Source organism: Joostella sp. CR20 (genome assembly GCF_038433465.1).
Taxonomy (GTDB): domain Bacteria; phylum Bacteroidota; class Bacteroidia; order Flavobacteriales; family Flavobacteriaceae; genus Galbibacter.
The window spans coordinates 1-23,345 of the sequence record NZ_JAESVF010000007.1 but is presented as its reverse complement, the minus strand read 5'-3'; the positions used below and the strand labels follow the sequence as shown (position 1 = coordinate 23,345).

Genomic DNA, 23,345 nt, shown 5'->3' with positions numbered 1-23,345 from the left:
TTTTAAAAAATTAATAATCAAATATTTAAATTACATTTGTTAAAGCATTCCTTTAGTAGATGGAAGGATCATTTTTTCAGCATCTCTTTTCACTGCAACTTTAATAGCTTTTGCAAAAGCTTTAAAAATAGCCTCAATTTTATGATGCTCATTTACCCCTTCTGCTTTGATATTTAAATTTGCTTTTGCGCCATCTGTAAACGATTTAAAAAAGTGATAAAACATTTCTGTTGGCATCTGCCCTATCATTTCTCTTTTAAAATCGGCTTCCCAAACCAACCAATTTCTACCGCCAAAATCTATCGCTACTTGCGCCAAACAATCGTCCATTGGCAAACAAAATCCGTAGCGCTCAATTCCTAATTTATTCCCTAATGCTTTCGCAAAAACCTCTCCAAGCGCAATTGCAGTATCTTCAATCGTGTGATGCTCGTCTACTTCTAAATCACCATTTACTTTGATTTTCAAATCCATTTGTCCGTGACGCGCAATCTGATCCAACATATGATCAAAAAAAGCTAAACCTGTTTCAATCTCACTCCTTCCTGTGCCATCAAGGTTTAACTCAATTGAAATATCGGTTTCATTGGTTTTACGCTCAATAGTAGCTACTCGATTGTCTAACTTTAAAAACTCATAAATAGCCTTCCAACTCGCGGTTTCTAAACCAATAAAAGCATCTAACTCATTTCGTTGCACCGAAACTTCATCTACTCCCAAATAACTTTCATCATTAATAAAAACAGCATTTGCGCCTAGGTTTTTAGCCAACTCCACATCTGTCAACCTATCGCCAATTACGTAAGAATTTGCCAAATCGTATTCCTCAGAAAAATACTTTGTTAACAAACCTGTATTTGGTTTTCGAGTTGGCGCATTGTCTTTTGCGAAAGTTCGATCAATAAAAACTTCATCAAACACAACACCTTCATTTTTAAAAGCTCGCATCACAAAATTATGAACAGGCCAAAAAGTATTCTCAGGATACACATCCGTTCCAAGTCCGTCTTGATTGGTTATCATCACCAATTCGTAATCAAACTCCTGCGCAATTTTTTTCATGTACGTAAACGCCTCTGGATAAAAATCGAGTTTTTCAAAAGCATCGATCTGCTCATCTGCAGGCTCTTTTATCAGCGTACCATCTCTATCTATAAACAATACTTTTTTTGCCATTATAATTCTTTTAAAGCTTTAATTAGTTTTTTATTTTCTGATGAAGTACCCACGGTAAATCGCAATGTATTTTCACAAAGTGGCTGTGTCGATCGATTGCGAATTACAATTCCTTTTTCCAATAATTCTTGATACCTAGCATTCGCATCATCTACCTTTACAAGCACAAAATTAGCATTCGAAGTGTAAACTTTTTTCACGAAAACTACTTGAAGTAATTCTTTAAATAATAAATCTCTTTCTTCTAATATAGAGTTTATTTCGTTTTTAACACCTCTAAAATCCAACACTCTTTCTAACGCTCTTTTTTGTGTAAGCTCGTTCACATTATATGGAGGTTTAATTTTATTTAAAACTGAAATTATTTCTTCCGAAGCATAACAAATTCCCAATCGAATTCCAGCTAATCCGTAGGCTTTTGACAATGTTTGCGTAACAATCAAATTTGGATAATCGGTTAACTTTTCTGTCCAACTTGGAGCAGTTGCAAAATCTATATACGCCTCATCGATCACCACAAGTCCTTGGAAATTTTCAAGAAGCTGAACAATAGTTTCTGCTTTAAATATATTTCCCGTCGGATTATTTGGAGAACACAAAAACAGAAGCTTCGACTTACTATCTGCAGTTTTAAGAATATCTGTTACGTTCGGCTCAAAATCGTTCGTTAAAAGCACTTCTCTATTTGCAACATCGTTCGTTTCAGCAAGTACTTTATACATTCCGTAGGTCGGTGGTAAGGTTATTACATTATCAATTTTAGGCTCACAAAAAGCTCTAAAAATAAGATCTAACACTTCATCACTACCGTTTCCCAGTAAAACCTGAGCAGGACTTAGTTGTTGCTTAGAAGCCAAAACATCTTTCAAAGAGCGCTGTTGAGGATCTGGATACCTATTCACCCCGTTGTTAAACGGATTTTCATTGGCATCTAGAAACACCATTTCTTTATCAAAATCCTTGAATTCGTCTCTAGCAGACGAATACGGCTTTAACTTCTTTACGTTGGTACGTACCAATTTATCTATTTCGAATGCCATTACTCTGCTTTTAAATCGTTTAAACGTAAAGTTACCGCGTTCTTGTGAGCTTGCAACCCCTCTGCCTCTGCCATAAGTTCTATGGAAGGACCGATGGTTTTAATTCCTTCAGCAGTAATTTTTTGAAACGTCATACTCTTCGTAAAACTATCCAAATTTACACCGCTGTACTGTTTAGCATAACCATTAGTTGGTAATGTATGATTGGTTCCAGAAGCATAATCTCCAGCACTTTCAGGAGTGTAATCTCCAATAAAAACCGAGCCCGCATTGGTAACTCCTTGCACGTAAAAATCTTCATTGCTCGTTACCACAATAAAATGTTCTGGACCGTATTGATTAATCAAGGCTAAAGCTTCAGTATCATTTTTCACTAAGATAAAACGAGAGTTTTCCATTGCCTTTTTAGCAATTTCAACCCTTGGAAGTAATGTAATTTGTTTTTCAATTTCTTCGGAAACAGCATCGATTAAATCTTCGGAAGTTGACACCAAAACAACCTGACTATCCACTCCGTGTTCGGCTTGAGAAAGTAAATCGGAAGCAACATAGGAAGCATTTGCAGTTTCGTCGGCAACCACTAAAAGCTCTGATGGTCCCGCAGGCATATCGATCGCTACATTGTAACGAGTTGCCAACTGTTTTGCAACGGTTACAAATTGATTTCCTGGCCCGAAAATTTTATACACTTTAGAAATTGTTTCGGTACCAAAAGTCATAGCCGCAATTGCCTGAATCCCTCCTACTTTATAAATCGTATCCACCCCGCAAAGTGCCGCCGTGTATAAAATAGCCGGATTAACTTTGCCCTCTTTATTGGGTGGCGTGCACAAAATAACCTCTTTACAACCTGCAATTTGAGCAGGCACTGCCAACATCAAAATTGTAGAAAACAAAGGCGCTGTACCTCCTGGAATATACAATCCTACTTTTTCAATAGGACGTTTTTCTTGCCAACAAGAAACCCCATTTACAGTTTCGACTTTTACTTGTGTTGTTTTTTGAGCTGTGTGAAATTTTGTAATGTTCTGTTTAGCTACTTGAATAGCCGCTTTTAAATCATCTGAAACGCTTGAAAAAGCTTCGTTTATCTCTTCCTTTGAAACAATGTTTGTATCCAAATTTACACCGTCAAATAAACTGGTGTACTTTTTTATAGCCGCATCTCCTTTTTGCTGCACTTCAACAAAAACTTCGTTTACGGTAGCTTCAATATCGTCGATTGTTTGTGTGGGACGCTGTAAAATTGCTTCCCAAGTATCTCGTTTCGGATTGTATATTTTTTTCATCTTCTTCTAATTTATAACACCATTTTTTCAATAGGACACACCAAAATTCCTTCAGCTCCAGCTAATTTCAACTCGTCTATCACTTCCCAGAATCTATCTTTATTGATAACCGTATGGATAGAACTCCAACCCTCTTCTGCCAAAGGCAATACTGTTGGGCTTCGCATTCCTGGAAGCAAGGCTATAATTTTATCAATTTTATCGTTTGGTGCATTTAGCAGTACATATTTCGAATCGCGGGCTTTTAAAACCGATTGTATTCTGAATTTTAATTTCTCTACAATTGGTCTAATTTCATCATCCAATTGCGGTGAACCTACCAATACAGCTTCGCTATTTAAAATTGAAATAACTTCTTTTAAATTATTTTTAAACAAGGTGCTTCCACTGGAAACAATATCCACAATAGCATCTGCCAAACCGATATTTGGAGCAATTTCAACCGAACCGTTAATGATATGTAATTCAGCATTGATGCGTTCCCGCTGTAAAAATTCGTTTACCGTATTTGGGTACGAAGTAGCAATGCGTTTTCCCTCCAAATCTTTAACCGACGTAAATTCGGCGTTTTTTGGAACTGCCAACGACACTTTACATTTCGAGAAACCTAGTTTTTCAATAATCTGTAAATCTTTTCCTTTTTCAATTAATAGATTCTCGCCAACAATTGCCAAATCCACGACTCCATCACGTAGGTATTGTGGAATATCGCCATTACGAAGATACATTACTTCCAAAGGAAAATTTCTTGCAGACGCCTTCAACTGGTCGATTCCGTTATCAATCGAAATACCGCAATCTTTTAAAATCCGTAGAGAATCTTCGTTGAGTCTCCCCGATTTTTGAATAGCTATTTTAATTTTTCTTTCTTCCATGCTAAAAAATATACTTTAAAATTTTGGTTGTCTTTTTAAAATTCATCAATAAAAAAACCCGCTTGATTACTCAAACGGGTTTTTAAATTATGCTTAAAATTACACATAACATTCTCACCTCGCCTGAGCGCAAGTATGAAAATGATGATGATGTAATGTAATAAATGTCATTTTTTGTGTTTTGTCTTCTACAAATTTAAGTCATTAAAAAAAACATATGCAACTTGAAATGGATTTTTTTTCTGAAAAATTAAAAATTTATCGAAAACAGTTTAAAAAGTTACATTTCAATCAACAAAAATCTAGTAATTGTTACCTACAATACAAATAATATAATTTTGAAAGCTTTGCCAGCAAGTTTATGCTGTTTTCTGAAAAAATAATATCTTGTGCTGCATTTTAAAATAATATTGAAGCTTAATATAATGAGAACTTTTACCACTATTTTGGTTTTATTGGTAGTAACAATTGGCCCCCTTACTGCACAAAGTAAGAAAGAATTAAAAGAAAAAGTAGCAACGTTAAATGAACAATTAAAGGTTTTAAAACAAACCGAAGCCGATTTAACTGTTGCTCAAAACAGAATTAAAAGTTTGGAATCGCAAGTAAGTCAGCTTGAAGAAACCAATCAAGGATTGCTCGATAACATGAACAACTTTTTATCGACTTCTGCACAACAATCAAACAGTATTAGCCGTACGTTGGAAGCTTTACGCAAAAGAGAAAAGCAAATTAAAGGCATTAGAGATACTTTTAGCGCGCAAGATTCTATCGCTATTTTGGTAATCACCGACCTTAAAAAGACTTTAGGTGAAAATGCACAAATTGGCGTTGAGAAAGGTGCTATTATTGTAAAAATGGACAATGCTTTTTTATACGGAAACAAACAAGGAAGCGCCACTGTTGAAGCAGGCGCCAAAGATTTTATAAACCGTATTTCGGCTACAGTTAACAAATACCAATCGTTAAACGTAACTATACAAAGTGCTGGCGAAGATTGGAGTGTTAACAGCCAAAGAGCTACAGCGATTGCTCAAATTTTACAAGACGAGTTTCAAGTTGCCCCACAACGTATAGAAACTTCTACTAAAGCAAACGGAGGAAACGCAACCTATGTTTTTATGCATCCAGATTTTAACGGCTTTTACTTAGATGTTCGAGAAGAATTGAAAAAATCGAACTAATAAATTAAAAACAATAAAATTAAATCGCCTTTTACTTTTATGTAGAAGGCGATTTTTTATTTCATTTTAATGCTACAAAAATTGCAATACTTCCTCCCTATTTCTTAAATTAGTGCCAATTAAACAAACCTACATTTAACTATATCTACATGATTTAATGCCCTTGGTAATGCTCACACAAATCAATCCCTCAAACATTAGCGACCTTCCTTACTTCCTTCCTATTGCGCTATGCTTTTCTTTTATTTTAGGACTATTTATAGGAAGAGTTTTAAAAAACAACAAATACAAGCAAGAATTAGAAAAGTGTCAGCTCGACAAAAGTATGCTTGTTAACAATCTTAAAAGTGAAGCCATTAATTTTAAAGAAGACAATACAATTAAGGCAGTTCAAACTCGTGGCAGAAGTGGAATGGCACTTGACGGTGAACTCAAAGTCTCGAAAGTAAAGAAGAAACCTACCTCTTCATTAAAACTTGATTTTAATAAAATTGGTATTGCTTCGGAAGAAGCTAAAGACGATTTAAAGCAAATTGAAGGTATTGGCCCTTTTATTGAAAAGAAACTCAACAGCATCGGAATATACAAGTACGAGCAACTCAGTAAACTTTCTGACCAAGATATCGATATTGTAACCGAATTAATTGAGTTTTTCCCAGGTCGAATTAAAAGAGACGATTGGAAAGGAAAAGCACTTCATTTGCATGAAACACAAAAAAAATAGTTTTTGCAAAACCGAATATCTTTCAGTTTAACAAAAACTATATTTTAAATCTTTATTTTAGATGTATTATTGATTTCCTAAAATTATCGGTAGACCACCATCGCCACTACCAATTACTATCACTTTAGAGTTTGGAGATTCCGACAGTTTTATAGTTGCCTCTATCCCTTTATCTTGTAAAATTTTATCCGTTAAAGATGCGCTTAAAATCTGATTCGCATCGGCCTTTCCTTGTGCTTCGATACGCTGTTTTTGCGCTTCTTTCTCTGCTTTTTCAATTCTAAATTCGTACTCAAGCGACTCTTGTTCTTGTCGCAATTTACGCTCAATAGCATCTTTTATAGTTGGTGGCAAGGTTACATCTCGCACTAGAATTTCGTTCAATTGAACATATTGGTCTTTTAAAATCTCCTTTGTTTCAATAAAAATTTCTTCTTGTATAGCATCTCTCTTACTCGAGTATAATTGCTCTGGAGTATAACGCCCAACAACACTTCTTGCTGCGGAACGCACTGCTGGTTGTAACACGCGAGACACGTAATCGATTCCTTTTTCTTGATGCAACGAACCTAACTTATCGTATTGTGGTTGAAACCAAACGGAAGCATCCAATTTAATTTCCAATCCGTTTGAAGAAAGTACTTGCATTTTTTCTGATACTTCCTGCTGACGCACTTCGTAAACAAAAATTTTATTCCAAGGAGCCACCAAATGAAATCCTTCCGAAAGTGGAGGTTCATCTGTTACGACACCATCTCCAAAAGTTTCAAAAAGCACTCCTGCTTCTCCAGATTCAATTGTTATTGTAGATTTTGCAACAAAAATAATTAGCGCTATGGCAATTATAATAAGCGGTATGCCTATTTTAGGTAATTTGTTCATCAGTATAAATTTAATTTTTAAAACATTGAAAAGCTAAAAAATTAGCAATCGTGTTAAAGATACTATTAGAATTTGATTCGTACGAATTTTTGAAGAATTTCTATATCAATCCGTAATACTTTCTAAGAAACCATTCTACAGAAAGCGATAGCACCAAAATACCTAAAAGCCATTGCCAATCGATTAGCGGTTCTTTTGTAAGTTTTTCTTTCTGAACAGTTTGAAACCTGTCATCTGCCAGCAACTGCTCCTTTAGCTCTAAAAAATCATGGTAATAAAACATGGTTCCGCTAGTATTATCAGCCAAAATTTGCAATCGCTTTACATCTGGATTTACAAATTGCTGCTCTACATCATACTTCAAAATTGTAAAATTCCCAGATGCTTTTATGTTTTCAGCAGGAACACTCACGGTAAATTCGTAATCGCCCGCAGCTAACGAATTTAAGTCGACTTCATACATATTTCCACTATAAAGCATTGGGAAGGTTTTTGAAGTTGTTGTGTTTTTATTTTTTACTGAAATTTCTAAAGAAGCGTTTTTATTTAACTCATAATTTTTATCGAAAAACGAAGCTTGAATTTTCACCGCTTTACTTCCGTCGTAAAAAGATTCGTAATTTACAGTAAGTCGCTCTCTTCGCTTTTTAGACGACAGATACTGCAGTAACTTCCCGAAGTATGTATCGAAAGCCTCATTACTCTCGTTTGCTAAAAAACTAGCAGCACGCCATTTCCAAATCCCCTCGCCTAAAAGTATCGCTGCTTTTTGTTCGCCATTTTCAAAAGTTGTTAAAAGCGATTCGTCTGTGTTGATAGCGCCTATACGTTTAAAAAGCAAGTCTTGATTTTCCTCAAAAAAGCTAAGCGTACCTAAACTTTCTTCCAAAGGTGGAAAAGCAGAAAAGTTGATATCTTCAGTAGAAAAAGTTTGAAAATTAGGATTAAAAGCTGGCAAGAAATCTTCCACCCCTCCTTCGCTATTGTACGTAAAACCTAATTCCATAGCATTTAAAAACTGCCAATTGGTATCCAATCCAGTAACAATCCAATAGTTTTGCTGTTGACTTTTTAATTGCTCGATAACCGCTTTAAAAGCAGTTGTTGGTTGATACAAAATAAAAAGTTGATAATCCTGTAACCCTTTAAAATCTCTAACATCTACAATTGTTGCAGTTCTAAATTCATTGCTCTCAATGGTTTGCTTTAAGGCGCCAATATCTGGATGACGTACATCGGTAACAATTGCTATTTTACTTTTTTGGTCGATAACTTCAATCGCAAAAAACTTGGTATTGTTTTCTGTATTTTTTTCTTCGGATATAGGCTCCACAACAACTTTAAGTGTTTGGATTCCTATTTTATCCGCAAAAAGTTCGGTATTGATGATTGCTGAAGTATTTTCAGGAGAAAAAGAAACCTTTTCAGAAAAGAGTAATTGACTTCCGTTGAAAATCTTCACAACCGAATTTACATCGGTATTCCCTTCCGCAGTAATAAATATTTCTATTGGAAATTTATTTTTAAAATAGGCGTATTTATTAACGTTGAGTTGCGAAATTTTTAAATCGACATAAGTTGTAGAGTCTCCTAAAACCAACGGAAAAACAGGTGCTTTAAATCCTTTTGAAGCATATTGATAATCGGCTCCAAAAGTTTGATTTCCGTCAGAAAGTAACACAATAGCATTGTTTGTATTACGATGGACACGCTCCAATGCTTGAATTGCTTTTGTTATGTTGGTTTGATAACCTGTAAAATCTAATGAATCGTGATTCGATAAATCGCTACTAAAACTGTAGGTTTCAACTGAAAATTTGTTGTGAAGGTCTTTATCTTCTGAAATTTCTTCTAAAAATTGTTGTGCCTTTTTGTCAAAATTTAGCGTTTTAATCGAGCTAGAATTATCTACCAAAACCGAAAGCGTAGGTAAAATTGTATCGTAAGTTTTGCTTGTAAACTGAAAATTAAGAAGCAAAACCAATATCGTAAAAACACTTATAAAACGAAGGATTGCTAAACTTATAAATTGTTGCTTTTTACCTTTTTTGAAGTATAAAAACAGGCTTACTAAAAGCGCTATAACGGCGGCTCCCAAAAGGTATAAAACATGATGTATTTCTATCATTAACGATATTAATTTTCAAATTAGCTCGATTGAAAAGCAAATAAAACTATTAGAGGCTGTTTAAAAGTGCTTAACAATATTCTGAATTTACTTCAGTTTGAATAAATTTCTACACTTTCAAACAACCTCTAAGGTATAAATTTTCCGTATTTATAAAAAATAACTACTACGGCAACCTCAGTTCGATATAAACATCAATACACAAAACCTCTAATCACCTGTATTTAAATTATTTAACAACACTTTCATTTTTGTCTTGACACAAAAACGAAACAAACCTGCCTGCGGAAGGCAGGAAAGTCAAGACTGATTAAAAAAGCATAAGAAAATCTACGGAACCATCCTCCACAGATAAAAAGAACTCGCTACGCTCAAACAACTTTTTATCTATCAGCCCTCGCTGCTTCCTTGATTTTCAATACTTTTTAAATAGTTCAGTTTTACCCATTTACATCATTCTTAAGTCGAACTCACGTTATGTTAGCATTCCTCCATCTACTTGTAACACTTGTCCTGTTACATAGCTAGACATATCGGAACCTAAAAATACGCAAGCTTGCGCGATATCTTCTGGAGTTCCTCCACGTTTAAGCGGAATAGCATCTCTCCAACCTTGAACAACTTTTTCGTCTAAAGCACCCGTCATTTCGGTTTCGATAAAACCAGGAGCCACCACATTGCTACGGATGTTTCTTGAACCTAACTCCAATGCAACCGATTTAGAAAAACCAATAATTCCAGCTTTTGAAGCCGCATAATTAGTTTGTCCTGCGTTACCTTTTACTCCAACTACAGAGCTCATATTGATAATCGAACCTTTACGTTGCTTCAACATAGTACGTTGAACCGCTTTGGTCATGTTAAAAACTGACTTTAAGTTTACTTCGATTACCTTATCAAAATCCTCTTCAGAAATACGCATCAACAAGTTATCTTTTGTAATTCCAGCGTTGTTTACCAAAATATCAATTGCACCAAACTCTTTCACAACTTCGTCTACTAAAGCTTGTGATTCTTCAAAACTAGCTGCGTTACTTTTATATGCTTTTGCTTTTACACCACTAGCTACCAATGCAGCCTCTAGCTCTTTTGCTGGTCCTTCCGATGAGCTATATGTAAATGCAACATTTGCTCCTTGCTTTGCAAACTCCTCTGCAATCCCTTTTCCAATACCACGGCTTGCACCAGTAATAATGGCTGTTTTACCTTCTAAAAGTTTCATTCTTTATATTAAGTTTTTTTTATTTTTAATTTCGTTCATCAAATATAGTAAATACCGCGTTTCTCAAACAAAAAACCCTGCAAAATTGCAGGGTTTAAAATTCTATTTCTGTTTTATTACGATTTTATTGGTTTTGGTTTTTCGTAGTTAAATAAGTAATCTACATCCATTTCTTTCAGCTCGCCTAACTTTTTAAGCGCTTCCATATCAACATCGTTTTTATTTCCAACAACCATTACATCATACGATTCTCCTTTGATATTTTCATTGAAAAACGATTGTAAATCTTCGAAAGTCATTTGTTGAATTTCATTGTACATTGCTTGGCGCATGTCTTCATCGATTCCGCGTTTTTTCAAACGTTCGTATTCCCAAAAAATATTTTGTTTACTGATGCGTCTTGCAGCCAATTGTTTTAATGTAGACTCTTTTGCTGCCTCAAACTGCTCTTTAGCTTCAGGCATATCGGTCATTAATTCCATCATGGCATTCACGGCATCTGGCATTTTGTTAGCCTGTGTACCGATATAAGCATACGTATAATTTGATTTTCCTTCTTCGGAAGCATTACTGTAAGAAGCAAAAGCAGAATATGCTAAGGACTTCGACTCTCTTATTTCCTGAAAAACAATTGACGAAAGTCCGCTTCCAAAATACGTATTAAACAATGAAGAAGCAGCCATTTTTTTAGGGTCGAAAGTTTCGCCTTTTGCTAAAAAAAGCATCTCCCCTTGTACCATATCGTAATCTACAAAATACACATGGCCACCAGTTTCTTTTTCTAGATACAAAGTTTTATCTGGGTATTCTTTTAAATCTGCTGGTACTTTGTGCTTTTCATCGAGTGCAGAAATAGCTCCATCGATGTTATTTCCGTAGTAAAAAATACGTTGTTTAAAATCTTTTAACGCTTTAAACTCCTCCACAAGTTCTTGCGGATTCAAGTCTTTTAATTCTTCAATGGTATAAATATCTCTCAATCGAGAATTCTCAGCATATTTTCCGTAGTTCATAAGTCCGTTCCACAAGATATTACTTTTGTTCGCCTTACCATCTTCTCTATCTTTTCCAATACTTTGCACGTATTTATCATACGATTCCTGATCGGCAACAGCATTCGACCACAAATGTTCTAAAAGATCTAAACCTTTATCCATGTTCTCGCTTAAACCGCTAATCGACAAATACGAACGGTCGCCACCCGTACGCACTCCGTAATTAATTCCGAGACGGTAAAACTGCTTTTTAAGTTCCTCTGGAGAATACGTATCTGTACCTACATACTCAATATAATCCATTGCAATTGGCAGTTTTTTGTCGTTATCTTTCCCCATATCGAAGATAATATCGATTTCTGCCAAGTCGTTAGCGTTGTTTTCGATGTACGAAACTGGAAGTCCGCTTGCAGTTGAATTACTTTTAATAGCTTCTTTAAAATCGATGTGTTGCGGCTTAATTGGCGGAACTTCGATTTCGTTGAAAGCCTGTAAAAATGCCGATTGTTTATCTCTGTTAAGTTCGATTGGAGTAATTTTTGGATTTTCAACTTTTACCAAATCGCTACTCTCTCCTTGGCGTTTGTAAACCGCTACATAATTATCGGTATAAAATTTATTTGCAAAAGCTACTAACTCTTCTTTTGTAACTTTTTTAAGTTCGTTAAGCTTTTTCACTTCATCTTCCCAATTTTGAAAATGAACAAAAGCATCAACATAAGCATAGGCAACTGCTGTTGGGTTTTCATACTGACGGATTTGCGATAATTTTAAATCGTTTACAACCGCTTCAATCATCCAATCGTCAAAATTTCCTTTTTTAATTTCTTCAATTTGACCAAGAAGCAAATCTTTTACTTCTTCTAAAGTTTGATTACTTTTTGGGTATCCGTAGAATGTATGTGCTCCATAATCGTTATTAAAACTTGGGTAACAACCAGCACGTTGTACTTTTTGTTGCTGATTTAAATTTAAATCAATCAAACCAGCTTGGCTGTTACTTAAAATCATATCGATTAAAGTGATGTATTTTTCATCTTCCGATCCAATACCCGGAGTTCTAAATGCGAAACTTACACGCTCGGCTTCTGGACCAAAAACTTCTTTTTCTATAGGTGCTGTAATCGGCTCTTCAGTTGGTCTTTCAGGATAAGTAACCTCTTTCGCTTCAAAATTTCCGAAGGCATCATTTACTTTTTTAATGGTTTCATCAAACTCAATATCTCCAACCAAAATCACTGCCATATTATTTGGCACGTAATATTTATTGAAATAATCGTTGATCGCTACCATGGAAGGATTTTTAAGATGCTCCGAAAGTCCAATAGTAGGTTGTTGCCCATACGGATGCTTTGGGAACAAAGTGCGTTGCATTTCGTAATACTCTTTTCGTCTGTCGCTATCTTGCGCACGGTTGTACTCTTCATACACCGCTTCAAGTTCGGTATGAAATAAACGAAGTACAAGTTGACTAAAACGTTCACTTTCTAACTTTAACCATTTGTCGAATTCATTAGAAGGAATTTTATTGGTATAAACAGTTTCTTCGTTCGAAGTCCATGCATTGGTTCCTTCCGCTCCTAGCGAACTCACCATTTTATCGTATTCGTTTGCAATAGAAATATGAGAAGCCAATTGTGAAACACTATCTATTTGGCGATAAATAGCTTTTTTCTTTTCTGAATCTGTTTCATTTTTATGCGCTTCATACAAATCTGAAATTTGCTGTAACATTACTTTCTCTGTTTCCCAATCGGTTGTTCCGATTTCATCGGTTCCTTTAAAAACCATGTGCTCTAAATAATGTGCCAAACCTGTATTATCGGCTGGATCATAAACAGAACCCGCTCGAACAGGAATAAACGTTTGAATTTTTGGCTCATCGGTATTCCTACTCAAATACACTTTTAAACCGTTTTCCAAGGTATACAAACGTAAACCCGTTGGATCATTGGATACTGTTTCATAAGAAAACCCATTAGCATCGGTATGCTTTTCGGTTACCGCTTCATTTTTATTACTCTCTTTACACGCAACAAAGAGTAACAAGAATGATAACACCACCACTTTTAAGAACTTTGCTATCATAATTTTAGTTATTGGTTAAAATAAAAATCCACCTTATGATTACTCATAAGATGGATAAATATATAGATAATATTTTATAAACTAAAGAATTAGTTCATAACTTCTGCTACTTTTTTACCAATTTCTGCAGGAGAGTCTACTACGTGAATTCCACACTCACTCATAATTCTCTTTTTAGCTTCTGCAGTATCATCAGCTCCTCCAACAATAGCACCAGCGTGTCCCATTGTTCTTCCTTTAGGAGCAGTTTCTCCAGCAATAAATCCTACAACTGGTTTTTTATTTCCGTTTTCTTTTACCCAACGTGCAGCATCGGCTTCTAATTGACCTCCAATTTCACCAATCATTACGATACACTCAGTTTCAGGGTCATTCATTAAAAGTTCTACAGCTTCTTTAGTTGTAGTTCCAATAATAGGATCTCCACCAATTCCGATAGCTGTTGTAATTCCAAGACCTTGTTTTACAACTTGGTCGGCAGCTTCGTAAGTTAATGTTCCAGATTTAGATACAATACCTACTTTTCCTTTGCTGAATACAAAACCTGGCATAATTCCAACTTTTGCTTCTCCTGGAGTGATAACTCCTGGGCAGTTTGGACCGATAAGTCTACAATCTTTATCTTTGATATAATCTGATGCTTTAATCATATCTGCTACAGGAATACCTTCAGTAATTGTAATAATCACTTTGATACCTGCATCGGCAGCTTCCATAATAGCGTCGGCAGCAAATGCTGGCGGAACGAAAATGATAGACACATCTGCACCTACGTTATCTACCGCTTCTTTTACGGTGTTAAAAACAGGTTTACCTAAATGCTCTTGACCACCTTTTCCTGGGGTAACACCACCAACTACGTTGGTTCCGTATTCAATCATTTGTTCTGCGTGAAAAGTTCCTTCACTACCTGTAAATCCTTGAACTATTATTTTAGAATCTTTGTTTACTAATACACTCATTAGGGTTGAATTTTATTTAAAGCTATACAAAAATAGTTTTTTGATTATGATTTTAGAAATCTACTTAAAAAAATAATTAATTATTTTGTTTGACAATCGAAATATAACATTCCGATATCAACTTCGCAAGGTTTATTTATTTTTTAATTGACATAAAGGAATTTAAACTCACTTGATTATCATCGGCTAGCTGACTAATCTCGTATCCTTTATATAATTTTTCATCTTTGAATTCCCAAATAGTTATAAAATGTACCAACGGCTGTTCTTCATCTGGGTTTTCGATTGTTTTTACATGATATGTGTAACGCACTGTTACCGCATCTCCATCTTTTAATAAGTGGCTAATTTCTGTTCGAACTGAATGATACGCTTCTGCCATTTTTGAAGCCAATTCTATAAGTTCTTGTTTATTGAGTTTGGTAAAGCCCTTACTACTATTCCAATACAATTGACAATCATCGTGTAAATACGTTTGTAAAACCTCATTGTTTTTAATAGGTTCTAACTCATAAAAACTTCTTACTATTCTTTTTAATGATTGTCCCATACTGCTAATTTATTTTTTCAATTATCGATGGTATTTGCCTGATAGATGCAAGCTCTTTGTACTTTTTACGTGCTTCTTCTGCTGGAGAGCCAAAGTATGTTTTGTGAGCTTCTAAAGATTTGCTTACCCCCGACTGTGCTAAAACAACAGCTTTTTGACCAATTGAAATAGCGCTAGCCACACCAACTTGTCCCCAAATTGTAACTTCATCTTCGATAACAACACAGCCTGCAATACCAACTTGAGATGCAATTAAGCACTTTTTACCAATTACGGTATCATGTCCAACATGCACTTGGTTGTCAATTTTGGTTCCTTCTTTAATCAAGGTATTTCCTGTAACGCCTTTATCAATAGTACAAAGCGCTCCAAGATCTACATTGTTCTCGATTACTACACTTCCGCCAGATAATAATTTATCGAAACCTTCAGGTCGATTTTTATAGTAAAAAGCATCGGCTCCTAATACAGTTCCTGCATGGATGGTAACATTGTTTCCAATGGTACAATTATCGTAAATACTCACATTGGCATGTATAAAACAGTTTTCGCCAATTGTAACATTATTTCCAATAAAAGCGCCTGGTTGAACTACAGTTCCTAAGCCTATTTTTGCAGTAGCTGCTATTGCTGAAGTAGCTTTTGCAAAAGGTTTGAAGTATGCGGTTAACGCATTAAAATCGCGAAACGGATCGTCGGAAATTAACAACGCCTTATTTGGCGGACATTCAACCTCTTTATTAATAAGAATAACTGTTGCTGCTGAATGCAATGCTTTATCGTAATACTTTGGATGGTCCACAAAAACAATATCGCCAGGTTCTACCACATGAATTTCATTCATCCCTAGAACCGGAAAATTATCGTCGCCTATAAATTTGCAATTTATTATAGTGGCTATCTGCTTTAGTGTGTGAGTTTGCGGAAATTTCATTTGCTATTTGAAGTAACCAGTACGGTTATTTTTCAGTATAAAAAACAGAAACGTCAAAAAGATTACTCTTTATGACGCTCCATGTATGTACCTTTTTCGGTTTCAATTTTAATTTTGTCGCCTTCATTAATAAATAAAGGAACATTGATAGTTGCTCCCGTTTCAACAGTTGCAGGCTTTGTAGCATTGGTTGCTGTATTTCCTTTCACTCCTGGCTCGGTATGTGTTACTTCTAAAATAACGTGTGCAGGCATATCAACCGACAATGGCATACTATCTTCAGTATTAAATAAAATAGTTACCACTTCTCCTTCTTTTAAAAGATCTGGTGCATCTAGCACGTCTTTTTGAAGTGTAATTTGGTTGTAGTCATCGGTATTCATGAAGTGGTACGTATCACCTTCTGGGTATAAAAATTGATACGAACGTGTTTCTACACGTACATCTTCAATTTTATGTCCTGCTGAAAACGTATTATCAATTACTTTTCCGTTGGTAACACTTTTAAGTTTTGTACGTACAAAAGCAGGTCCTTTTCCTGGTTTTACATGTAAAAACTCAATAATTTTATAAATATCGTGGTTGAAGCGGATGCATAATCCTTTTCTAATATCTGATGTAGATGCCATATTTTTTTATTAATGATTTGAATTTGAACTAAAATAACCTTTCATGATTCCGCGTTGCGAATCTTTTATAAACTGAAGAATTTCATCGCGTTCTGGAGTTGCTTCCATTTCAGCTTCAATAATTTCTACAGCTTGCGAATTGTTATAATTTTTTTGATATAAGATGCGATAGATATCTTGAATTTCTCTAATCTTTTCAGTAGAAAAACCTCTTCTTCTAAGTCCTACAGAATTAATACCAACATACGAAAGCGGCTCTCTTGCTGCTTTTGCGTATGGAGGAACATCTTTTCTTACCAAAGAACCTCCTGTTACAAAGGCGTGATTTCCGATAGAACAAAACTGATGTACGGCTGTCATTCCCGCCAATACTACGTAATCTCCAACAGTAATATGTCCTGCCAAAGTACTGTTGTTTGAAAAGATACAATGATCTCCTACGAAACAATCGTGTGCGATATGACTGTAAGCCATAATCCAACAGTTTTTACCAATAACTGTTTTCATACGGTCGCTAGTTCCTCTATTAATGGTAACACATTCTCTAATGGTTGTGTTATCTCCTATTTCGGCAGTTGTATCTTCGTCGTTATATTTTAAATCTTGTGGGATTGCCGATATAACAGCGCCAGGGAAAATATTACAATTTTTCCCGATACGAGCACCTTCCATGATAGTTACGTTGCTTCCAATCCAAGTTCCTTCTCCAATAACTACATTATTATTGATTGTTGCAAAAGGCTCAATCACCACATTTTTGGCGATTTTTGCTCCTGGATGCACATATGCTAGTGGCTGATTCATTCCTTATCTGTTTCTTTAACTTTTACTATTTGAGCCATTAGCTCTGCTTCTGTTACAAGTTTTCCGTTTGCGTATGCATACGCTTGCATGTGACAAATACCTCTTCTAATTGGAGAAATTAATTCCATTTTAAAGATTAATGTATCGCCTGGTAATACTTGTTGTTTGAATTTTACATTATCTATTTTCATAAAATAGGTAAGGTAATTTTCTGGGTCTGGAACTGTACTCAATACTAATATCCCTCCCGTTTGTGCCATTGCTTCCACTTGTAACACTCCTGGCATAATTGGTGCGCCTGGAAAATGTCCAACAAAGAAAGGCTCATTCATGGTTACATTTTTCATTCCTACCACATGGCTATCCGAAAGTTCGATAATTCTATCGACTAATAAAAATGGCGGCCTGTGCGGCAACATTTTCATGATATCGTTGATATCCATTAATGGTGGTTGGTTCAAATCGATTTTAGGAACTTTATTCCTTTTTTCGATTTTAATTATTTTAGAAAGCTTTTTGGCAAATTGTGTATTTACAAAATGTCCTGGCTTATTTGCTATTACTTTTCCGCGAATACGTGTTCCAACCAATGCTAAATCTCCAATAACATCAAGAAGTTTATGTCGAGCTGCTTCGTTTGGATGATTTAAAGTAAGGTTGTCTAAAATTCCGTTTGGTTTTACAGAAATTGAATCTTTATTAAAAGCTGCTTTAAGTTTTACCATTGTAGCTTCAGAAATTTCTTTATCTACATATACAATAGCATTGTTTAAATCGCCTCCTTTAATAAGTCCGTGTTCTAAAAGCGTTTCAATTTCATGTAAAAAACTAAAAGTTCTAGAATCGGCAATTTCAGTTTCAAAATCAGATAAATGCTTTAATGTTGCATTTTGTGTTCCTAAGACTTTTGTTCCAAAGTCTACCATGGTAGTAATTTGGTATTCATCAGAAGGAATAATTGTTATTTCACTTCCAGATTCTTCATCAGTATAAGAAATTACGTCTGTTACAACAAACTCGTCGCGCTCTTGCTCTTGTTCTACAATCCCAGCTTTTTTAAGTGCTTCGATAAAATATTTTGAAGAACCATCCATAATTGGAGGTTCTGGAGCGTTTAATTCTATCAACACATTGTCGATTTCCAAACCAACCAAAGCAGCTAAAACATGCTCTGAAGTTTGAATTTTAACACCCATTTTTTCGAGGTTTGTACCACGTTGTGTATTTACCACGTAGTTAGCATCTGCTTCGATAACTGGTTGTCCTTCTAGATCTACACGTTTAAAAGCGTATCCATGATTTTCTGGCGCTGGCTTGAAAGTCATTTTCACTTCCATTCCTGTATGTAAACCTACTCCAGATAAGGAAATTTCTTTAGCGATGGTGCACTGCTTTTTTACCTGATCACTCATTCTTGTATTTTTACTTTTCTAGTTGATTAATTTTATCTACCAGTTTTGGTAAATTTTTAAAATGAACATACGATTTGTTGTAATCTCCGTAATTCAATGCTGGAGATCCTTGCAACACTTCGTCGTCTTTTACATTTCTACCTATTCCAGACTGTGCCTGAATTCGAACTCTATCGCCTATTGAAAGATGCCCTACAATACCTACTTGCCCACCAATCATACAGTTTTTACCAATTTTGGTAGAACCTGCAATTCCTGTTTGCGCTGCAATTACGGTATTTTCGCCTATTTCAACGTTATGTGCAATTTGTATTTGGTTATCCAACTTCACTCCTTTTCGGATAATTGTTGAACCCAAAGTTGCTCTATCGATAGTAGTTCCAGCACCAACATCTACATTGTCTTCTAAAATAACATTTCCTGTTTGTGGTACTTTTTGAAACTCTCCATTTTCATTTGGCGAGAATCCAAAACCGTCGGCTCCGATAACACATCCACTGTGAATAACACAGTTTTTACCAATAATCGATTCAGAATATATCTTCGCTCCAGCAAAAATAACTACGTTATCTGCAATGGTAACATTATCTCCAATGTAAACATTAGGATATATTTTAACGTTGTTCCCTATGGTTACATTTTCACCTATATATGTAAAAGCACCAATATAAACTTCGTCTCCATAGGTAGAAGACTCTGCTTTAAAAATAGGTTGCTCTACTCCTGTTTTGTTTAATTTTACCTTATTATAATATTCCAACAGTTTTGAAAACGACTTGTAGGCATCATCTACTTTAATTAACGTAGTGTCTACATCATGGTCGAGCACCAACGATTTATTTACAATCGTAACCGATGCTTTTGTTGTATATATATAATGTGTGTATTTAGGATTTGCCAAAAAAGTTAGCGATCCTTCTATTCCTTCTTCTATTTTAGAAAGTTTGGAAACCTCTACTTCTGGATTTCCGACTATTTCGCCTTCTAAAATTCCTGCTATTTGAGTTGCTGTAAATTTCATTTCCCCGCAAAAGTATAAAAAAAGTACTATTTATTTTTTAGGATAGCACATGTAATATTTTGTAACTGGTTTTGACAAGGCTTTTAAATTGAATTGATCGGATGCTTTTGTGACATCTACAATCTTTCCAGATTTCATTAAAATATGAATATTTTGCTTGTCTAAATTATAGGCTTGATTTTCTACCAACCCACTAAACACAAAATATTTAGCCTCCTCTTCAGTTACATTATATTCTTTTATAAATTCTTCAATATGTGTTTGTATTTTCAATGCCTTTATAGGCTTCTTTTTAAATTTTATTTTCAATAAATCTCGTTCAAGTAATATTTTGCACAAATTTGAAAGCACAAAATCTTTATGATATTGCCATTCTTTCATTGCTGATAAAATATCTACATCATCTAAACGTGAAAATGTTTCTAATATTTGCTCGTTAAAGTCAGATTTTCCAATTTCATTATCCAAGAAAAATGCTAAAGCACTACTGGCGTGAAGCGATTCTCCTTTTTGGTGTAATTCCTTAACCCTCTGCAACACTTTGATAAGCAACTGCTCTGCCGCCAAACTTGTTTTGTGCAAATACACTTGCCAATACATTAAACGGCGTGCTACTAAAAATTTTTCTACGGAATAAATCCCTTTTTCTTCTACCACCAATTGATCGTCAACAACATTTAACATGGAGATAATTCGCTCAGAATTAATATTTCCTTCGGAAACTCCCGTGTAAAAACTATCGCGTTTTAAATAATCGGCTCTGTCCATATCCAATTGTCCAGAAATAAGCTGATTCATAAACTTTCGATGGTATTCTCCTTTAAAGATTTTAATGGCCAGCGTTAAAGTTCCGTTAAACTCTTTATTTAAAGTCTCCATAAATTGAAGCGAAATATACTCATGCGACACACCATTTACGATACTGTGTTCCATAGCATGCGAAAAAGGACCATGTCCTATATCGTGTAATAAAATAGCGCTCAATAAGGCTTTTGATTCTTCTTCTGAAATATCAACTCCTTTAAAACGAAGTACTTGTATTGCCTTCTGCATTAAATGCATGCAACCAATTGCGTGATGAAATCGGGTATGATGTGCTCCTGGATATACCAAATACGAGAGCCCCATTTGAGAAATCCTACGCAAGCGTTGGAAATATCTATGTTCAATTAAATCGAATATCTGTTCGTTCGGGATGGTAATAAATCCGTAAATTGGATCGTTGAATATTTTAAGCTTGTTTGCTGCGTTCAAACTAAATAAATTGTAAAATTCATACAAATATACATCAATAGAATGAATGAAATAAAGATACTTTGGGTAGATGATGAAATTGAGCTGTTAAAACCGCATATTCTTTTCCTTGAAAAGAAAAATTATACCGTTCACACCTGTAAAAGTGGTACGGAAGCTGTAGAAATTGTAAAAGAAGATACTTTTGATATTGTTTTTTTAGATGAAAACATGCCTGGACTTACAGGTTTAGAGACTTTAAATGAAATTAAAGGGTTAAAACCTACGCTTCCGGTAGTAATGATTACCAAAAGTGAAGAAGAAAATATCATGGAAGAAGCTATTGGAGCCAAAATAGCCGATTACTTGATAAAGCCTGTAAACCCAAATCAAATTCTACTGAGTTTAAAGAAGAATCTCGACCATTCCAGACTCGTTTCAGAAAAAACAACATCGAATTACCAACAAGAATTCAGAAAGATTGCAATGGATTTAACCATGGTAAATTCTTATGAAGAATGGGCAGAGCTATACAAAAAGTTAATTTACTGGGAATTAGAACTCGAAGGCATTGAAGACACAGGAATGACCGAAATTCTGGAATCTCAAAAAACCGAAGCGAATACTCAGTTTGGGAAATTCATCGAGAAAAATTATGGGAAATGGTTTCAAGGAGACGATGCTCCAGTGATGTCGCATACCTTATTCAAAGATCTAATTTCAAAAGAAATTAATAAAACACAACCTACATTACTTGTTGTGATTGATAATTTAAGGTACGACCAATGGAAAGCTTTTGAAAGTACTGTAAACAATTATTACAAAAAAACTACCGAGACACCATATTTTAGTATCCTCCCAACTGCAACACAATATGCTAGAAATGCTATTTTTTCTGGATTAATGCCTTCGGAAATGGAACGCCTCCACCCGAAGCTTTGGAAAAATGACGTAGAGGATGGAGGAAAAAACATGCATGAAGCTGAATTTTTAGAGGCTCAAATAAGGCGTTTGGGATTGGATATTAAATGGGAGTATCATAAAATTTCTAATTTAAAACTTGGTAAGCAACTAGCGCAAAACTTTAAATCTCAAAAAGACAACGACCTTACTGTTGTGGTGTACAATTTTGTAGACATGCTTTCGCACTCCAAAACGGAAATGGAAGTTGTAAAAGAACTCGCCTCCAACGACAAGGCTTATCGCTCTTTAACGCAAAGTTGGTTTAAAAATTCTCCTTTGTTAGAAATCATTCAGCAGGCGCAACAATTAAAATTTAAGCTCATTATTACTACCGACCACGGAACAATTAATGTAAAAAATCCTTCAAAGGTAATTGGAGACAGAGACACTAGCTTAAACTTACGATACAAAACAGGTAGAAGTCTTTCTTATAATGATAAAGAAGTTTACGGTGTTAAGAATCCGAAGGAAATCCACTTGCCAACTATCAATATGAGTAGCTCTTTTATCTTTGCCAAGGAAGATTTATTCTTTGCATACCCTAACAATTACAATCATTATGTGAGTTATTACAAAAATACGTACCAACATGGTGGGATTTCTCTTGAAGAAATTATTATACCATTTGTAGTATTGAATCCGAAGTAAACATTAACATAATCTTATTTTAACATCGTAATTATACATTTATACTCATATTTATAGAAAAATAAATACTTTGGACTACACCAAAATTGGTTATTTTAATCGCTAATCTTGTTAAAGTTTTGTAAAAAAACAGAAAAATAGTTCTCTAACAGAGTTTTTTTTCTATTTTTGTCCAAACCCTCAAAATTAACAAAATGGCAAAAGCAATTGATAGAATTTTTTCTATTATCCAATCCCTTGGAATGAGCGCAAGACAATTTGATATGTCTATTGGCGCATCAAATGGTTACACATTACGTATGAAAAAGAACAATGCTTCAGTAGGAAGTGATATTCTTGAGCGAATTGTAGAGAAGTATCCATTTGTAAACATTAACTGGGTAGTAACTGGAAACGGAACCATGTTTGGTACTGACTCTAGCGCTGCGGAACAACACATTCCGGAGAAGAAACTTACTTACAAAGAAGTTGAAGCGATAATAGAGCAAAAAATTAAGGCGCATCAAGAAGATGAATTGAAAAACTTGATGGACAAGATTAAAAGCGAAATTAGTACTGCAAAATCAGAAGCAAACTAATTCTCTAT

Annotated in this window: 20 protein-coding genes; 4 read left to right on the top strand and 16 right to left on the bottom strand. The window is 34.9% G+C overall.

Annotated features, from left to right (window positions below):
* Nucleotides 1–39 precede the first annotated feature (39 nt).
* The 4 genes from hisB to hisG are packed head-to-tail and all read right to left on the bottom strand — an operon-like array spanning nt 40 to nt 4,380.
* Nucleotides 40–1,176, bottom strand: a complete 1,137-nt coding sequence (gene hisB, locus JMA43_RS10090) for a bifunctional histidinol-phosphatase/imidazoleglycerol-phosphate dehydratase HisB (protein WP_342156413.1) — start codon at nt 1,174–1,176, stop codon at nt 40–42.
* Complete coding sequence (gene hisC / locus JMA43_RS10085; RefSeq protein WP_342156412.1) at nt 1,176–2,216, bottom strand: histidinol-phosphate transaminase; 1,041 nt, start codon at nt 2,214–2,216, stop codon at nt 1,176–1,178. Before hisC ends, hisB begins: the two co-directional genes overlap by 1 nt.
* A complete protein-coding gene (gene hisD / locus JMA43_RS10080) occupies nt 2,216–3,505 on the bottom strand; it encodes a histidinol dehydrogenase (protein ID WP_342156411.1) in 1,290 nt (429 codons plus the stop codon). The genes hisC and hisD overlap by 1 nt, the downstream gene beginning before the upstream one ends.
* Nucleotides 3,506–3,516: 11 nt before the next feature.
* Nucleotides 3,517–4,380, bottom strand: coding sequence for an ATP phosphoribosyltransferase (gene hisG / locus JMA43_RS10075; RefSeq protein ID WP_342156410.1), 864 nt, complete (start codon nt 4,378–4,380; stop codon nt 3,517–3,519).
* 425 nt (nt 4,381–4,805) lie between these two features.
* On the opposite strand from hisG, the gene JMA43_RS10070 reads away from it, so the two are divergent.
* Together JMA43_RS10070 and JMA43_RS10065 are read left to right on the top strand one after the other, a co-directional pair.
* Nucleotides 4,806–5,564: a hypothetical protein gene (locus tag JMA43_RS10070; RefSeq protein WP_342156409.1), complete on the top strand. Its 759-nt coding sequence runs from the start codon at nt 4,806–4,808 to the stop codon at nt 5,562–5,564.
* A gap of 169 nt (nt 5,565–5,733) precedes the next feature.
* Nucleotides 5,734–6,288, top strand: coding sequence for a hypothetical protein (locus JMA43_RS10065; RefSeq protein ID WP_342156408.1), 555 nt, complete (start codon nt 5,734–5,736; stop codon nt 6,286–6,288).
* Nucleotides 6,289–6,354: 66 nt separating this feature from the next.
* Here the strand turns inward: JMA43_RS10065 and JMA43_RS10060 are convergent, their stop codons facing one another.
* From JMA43_RS10060 to JMA43_RS10005, 12 genes are all read right to left on the bottom strand, one after another.
* The gene (locus JMA43_RS10060; protein ID WP_342156407.1) at nt 6,355–7,170 is read right to left on the bottom strand and encodes a prohibitin family protein; all 816 of its coding nucleotides are present in this window, start codon (nt 7,168–7,170) and stop codon (nt 6,355–6,357) included.
* Between the two features lie 100 nt (nt 7,171–7,270).
* Nucleotides 7,271–9,298 carry a vWA domain-containing protein gene (locus JMA43_RS10055; RefSeq protein ID WP_342156406.1) on the bottom strand — a complete coding sequence of 676 codons (2,028 nt, stop codon included), beginning with the start codon at nt 9,296–9,298 and terminating at the stop codon, nt 7,271–7,273.
* A 475-nt stretch (nt 9,299–9,773) separates the two neighbouring features.
* Complete coding sequence (fabG, locus tag JMA43_RS10050; protein WP_342156405.1) at nt 9,774–10,520, bottom strand: 3-oxoacyl-[acyl-carrier-protein] reductase; 747 nt, start codon at nt 10,518–10,520, stop codon at nt 9,774–9,776.
* A gap of 116 nt (nt 10,521–10,636) precedes the next feature.
* A complete protein-coding gene (locus JMA43_RS10045; protein ID WP_342156404.1) occupies nt 10,637–13,603 on the bottom strand; it encodes a M16 family metallopeptidase in 2,967 nt (988 codons plus the stop codon).
* An 89-nt stretch (nt 13,604–13,692) separates the two neighbouring features.
* Nucleotides 13,693–14,565, bottom strand: a complete 873-nt coding sequence (gene sucD / locus JMA43_RS10040; RefSeq protein ID WP_342156403.1) for a succinate--CoA ligase subunit alpha — start codon at nt 14,563–14,565, stop codon at nt 13,693–13,695.
* A gap of 136 nt (nt 14,566–14,701) precedes the next feature.
* Nucleotides 14,702–15,115 carry a nuclear transport factor 2 family protein gene (locus tag JMA43_RS10035; protein ID WP_342156402.1) on the bottom strand — a complete coding sequence of 138 codons (414 nt, stop codon included), beginning with the start codon at nt 15,113–15,115 and terminating at the stop codon, nt 14,702–14,704.
* 4 nt (nt 15,116–15,119) lie between these two features.
* Nucleotides 15,120–16,049, bottom strand: a complete 930-nt coding sequence (locus JMA43_RS10030) for a UDP-3-O-(3-hydroxymyristoyl)glucosamine N-acyltransferase (protein WP_342156401.1) — start codon at nt 16,047–16,049, stop codon at nt 15,120–15,122.
* 62 nt (nt 16,050–16,111) lie between these two features.
* Nucleotides 16,112–16,678: an elongation factor P gene (efp, locus tag JMA43_RS10025; RefSeq protein ID WP_342156399.1), complete on the bottom strand. Its 567-nt coding sequence runs from the start codon at nt 16,676–16,678 to the stop codon at nt 16,112–16,114.
* Between the two features lie 9 nt (nt 16,679–16,687).
* Entirely contained in the window at nt 16,688–17,482 is a 795-nt protein-coding gene (lpxA, locus tag JMA43_RS10020) for an acyl-ACP--UDP-N-acetylglucosamine O-acyltransferase (RefSeq protein ID WP_342156398.1), read from the bottom strand.
* Complete coding sequence (locus JMA43_RS10015) at nt 17,479–18,894, bottom strand: bifunctional UDP-3-O-[3-hydroxymyristoyl] N-acetylglucosamine deacetylase/3-hydroxyacyl-ACP dehydratase (protein WP_342156397.1); 1,416 nt, start codon at nt 18,892–18,894, stop codon at nt 17,479–17,481. The genes lpxA and JMA43_RS10015 overlap by 4 nt, the downstream gene beginning before the upstream one ends.
* 10 nt (nt 18,895–18,904) lie before the next feature.
* Nucleotides 18,905–19,915 carry a UDP-3-O-(3-hydroxymyristoyl)glucosamine N-acyltransferase gene (gene lpxD, locus JMA43_RS10010; protein WP_342156396.1) on the bottom strand — a complete coding sequence of 337 codons (1,011 nt, stop codon included), beginning with the start codon at nt 19,913–19,915 and terminating at the stop codon, nt 18,905–18,907.
* 30 nt (nt 19,916–19,945) lie between these two features.
* Nucleotides 19,946–21,169, bottom strand: a complete 1,224-nt coding sequence (locus tag JMA43_RS10005; protein WP_342156395.1) for an HD domain-containing protein — start codon at nt 21,167–21,169, stop codon at nt 19,946–19,948.
* 42 nt (nt 21,170–21,211) lie between these two features.
* Here JMA43_RS10005 and porX point away from each other — a divergent pair, with 42 nt between their 5' ends.
* Together porX and JMA43_RS09995 are read left to right on the top strand one after the other, a co-directional pair.
* Nucleotides 21,212–22,759, top strand: coding sequence for a T9SS response regulator signal transducer PorX (gene porX, locus JMA43_RS10000; RefSeq protein ID WP_342156393.1), 1,548 nt, complete (start codon nt 21,212–21,214; stop codon nt 22,757–22,759).
* 194 nt (nt 22,760–22,953) lie between these two features.
* On the top strand, nt 22,954–23,337 hold the full coding sequence (locus JMA43_RS09995) for a hypothetical protein (RefSeq protein WP_342156392.1): 384 nt from the start codon (nt 22,954–22,956) through the stop codon (nt 23,335–23,337).
* Nucleotides 23,338–23,345: the final 8 nt, after the last annotated feature.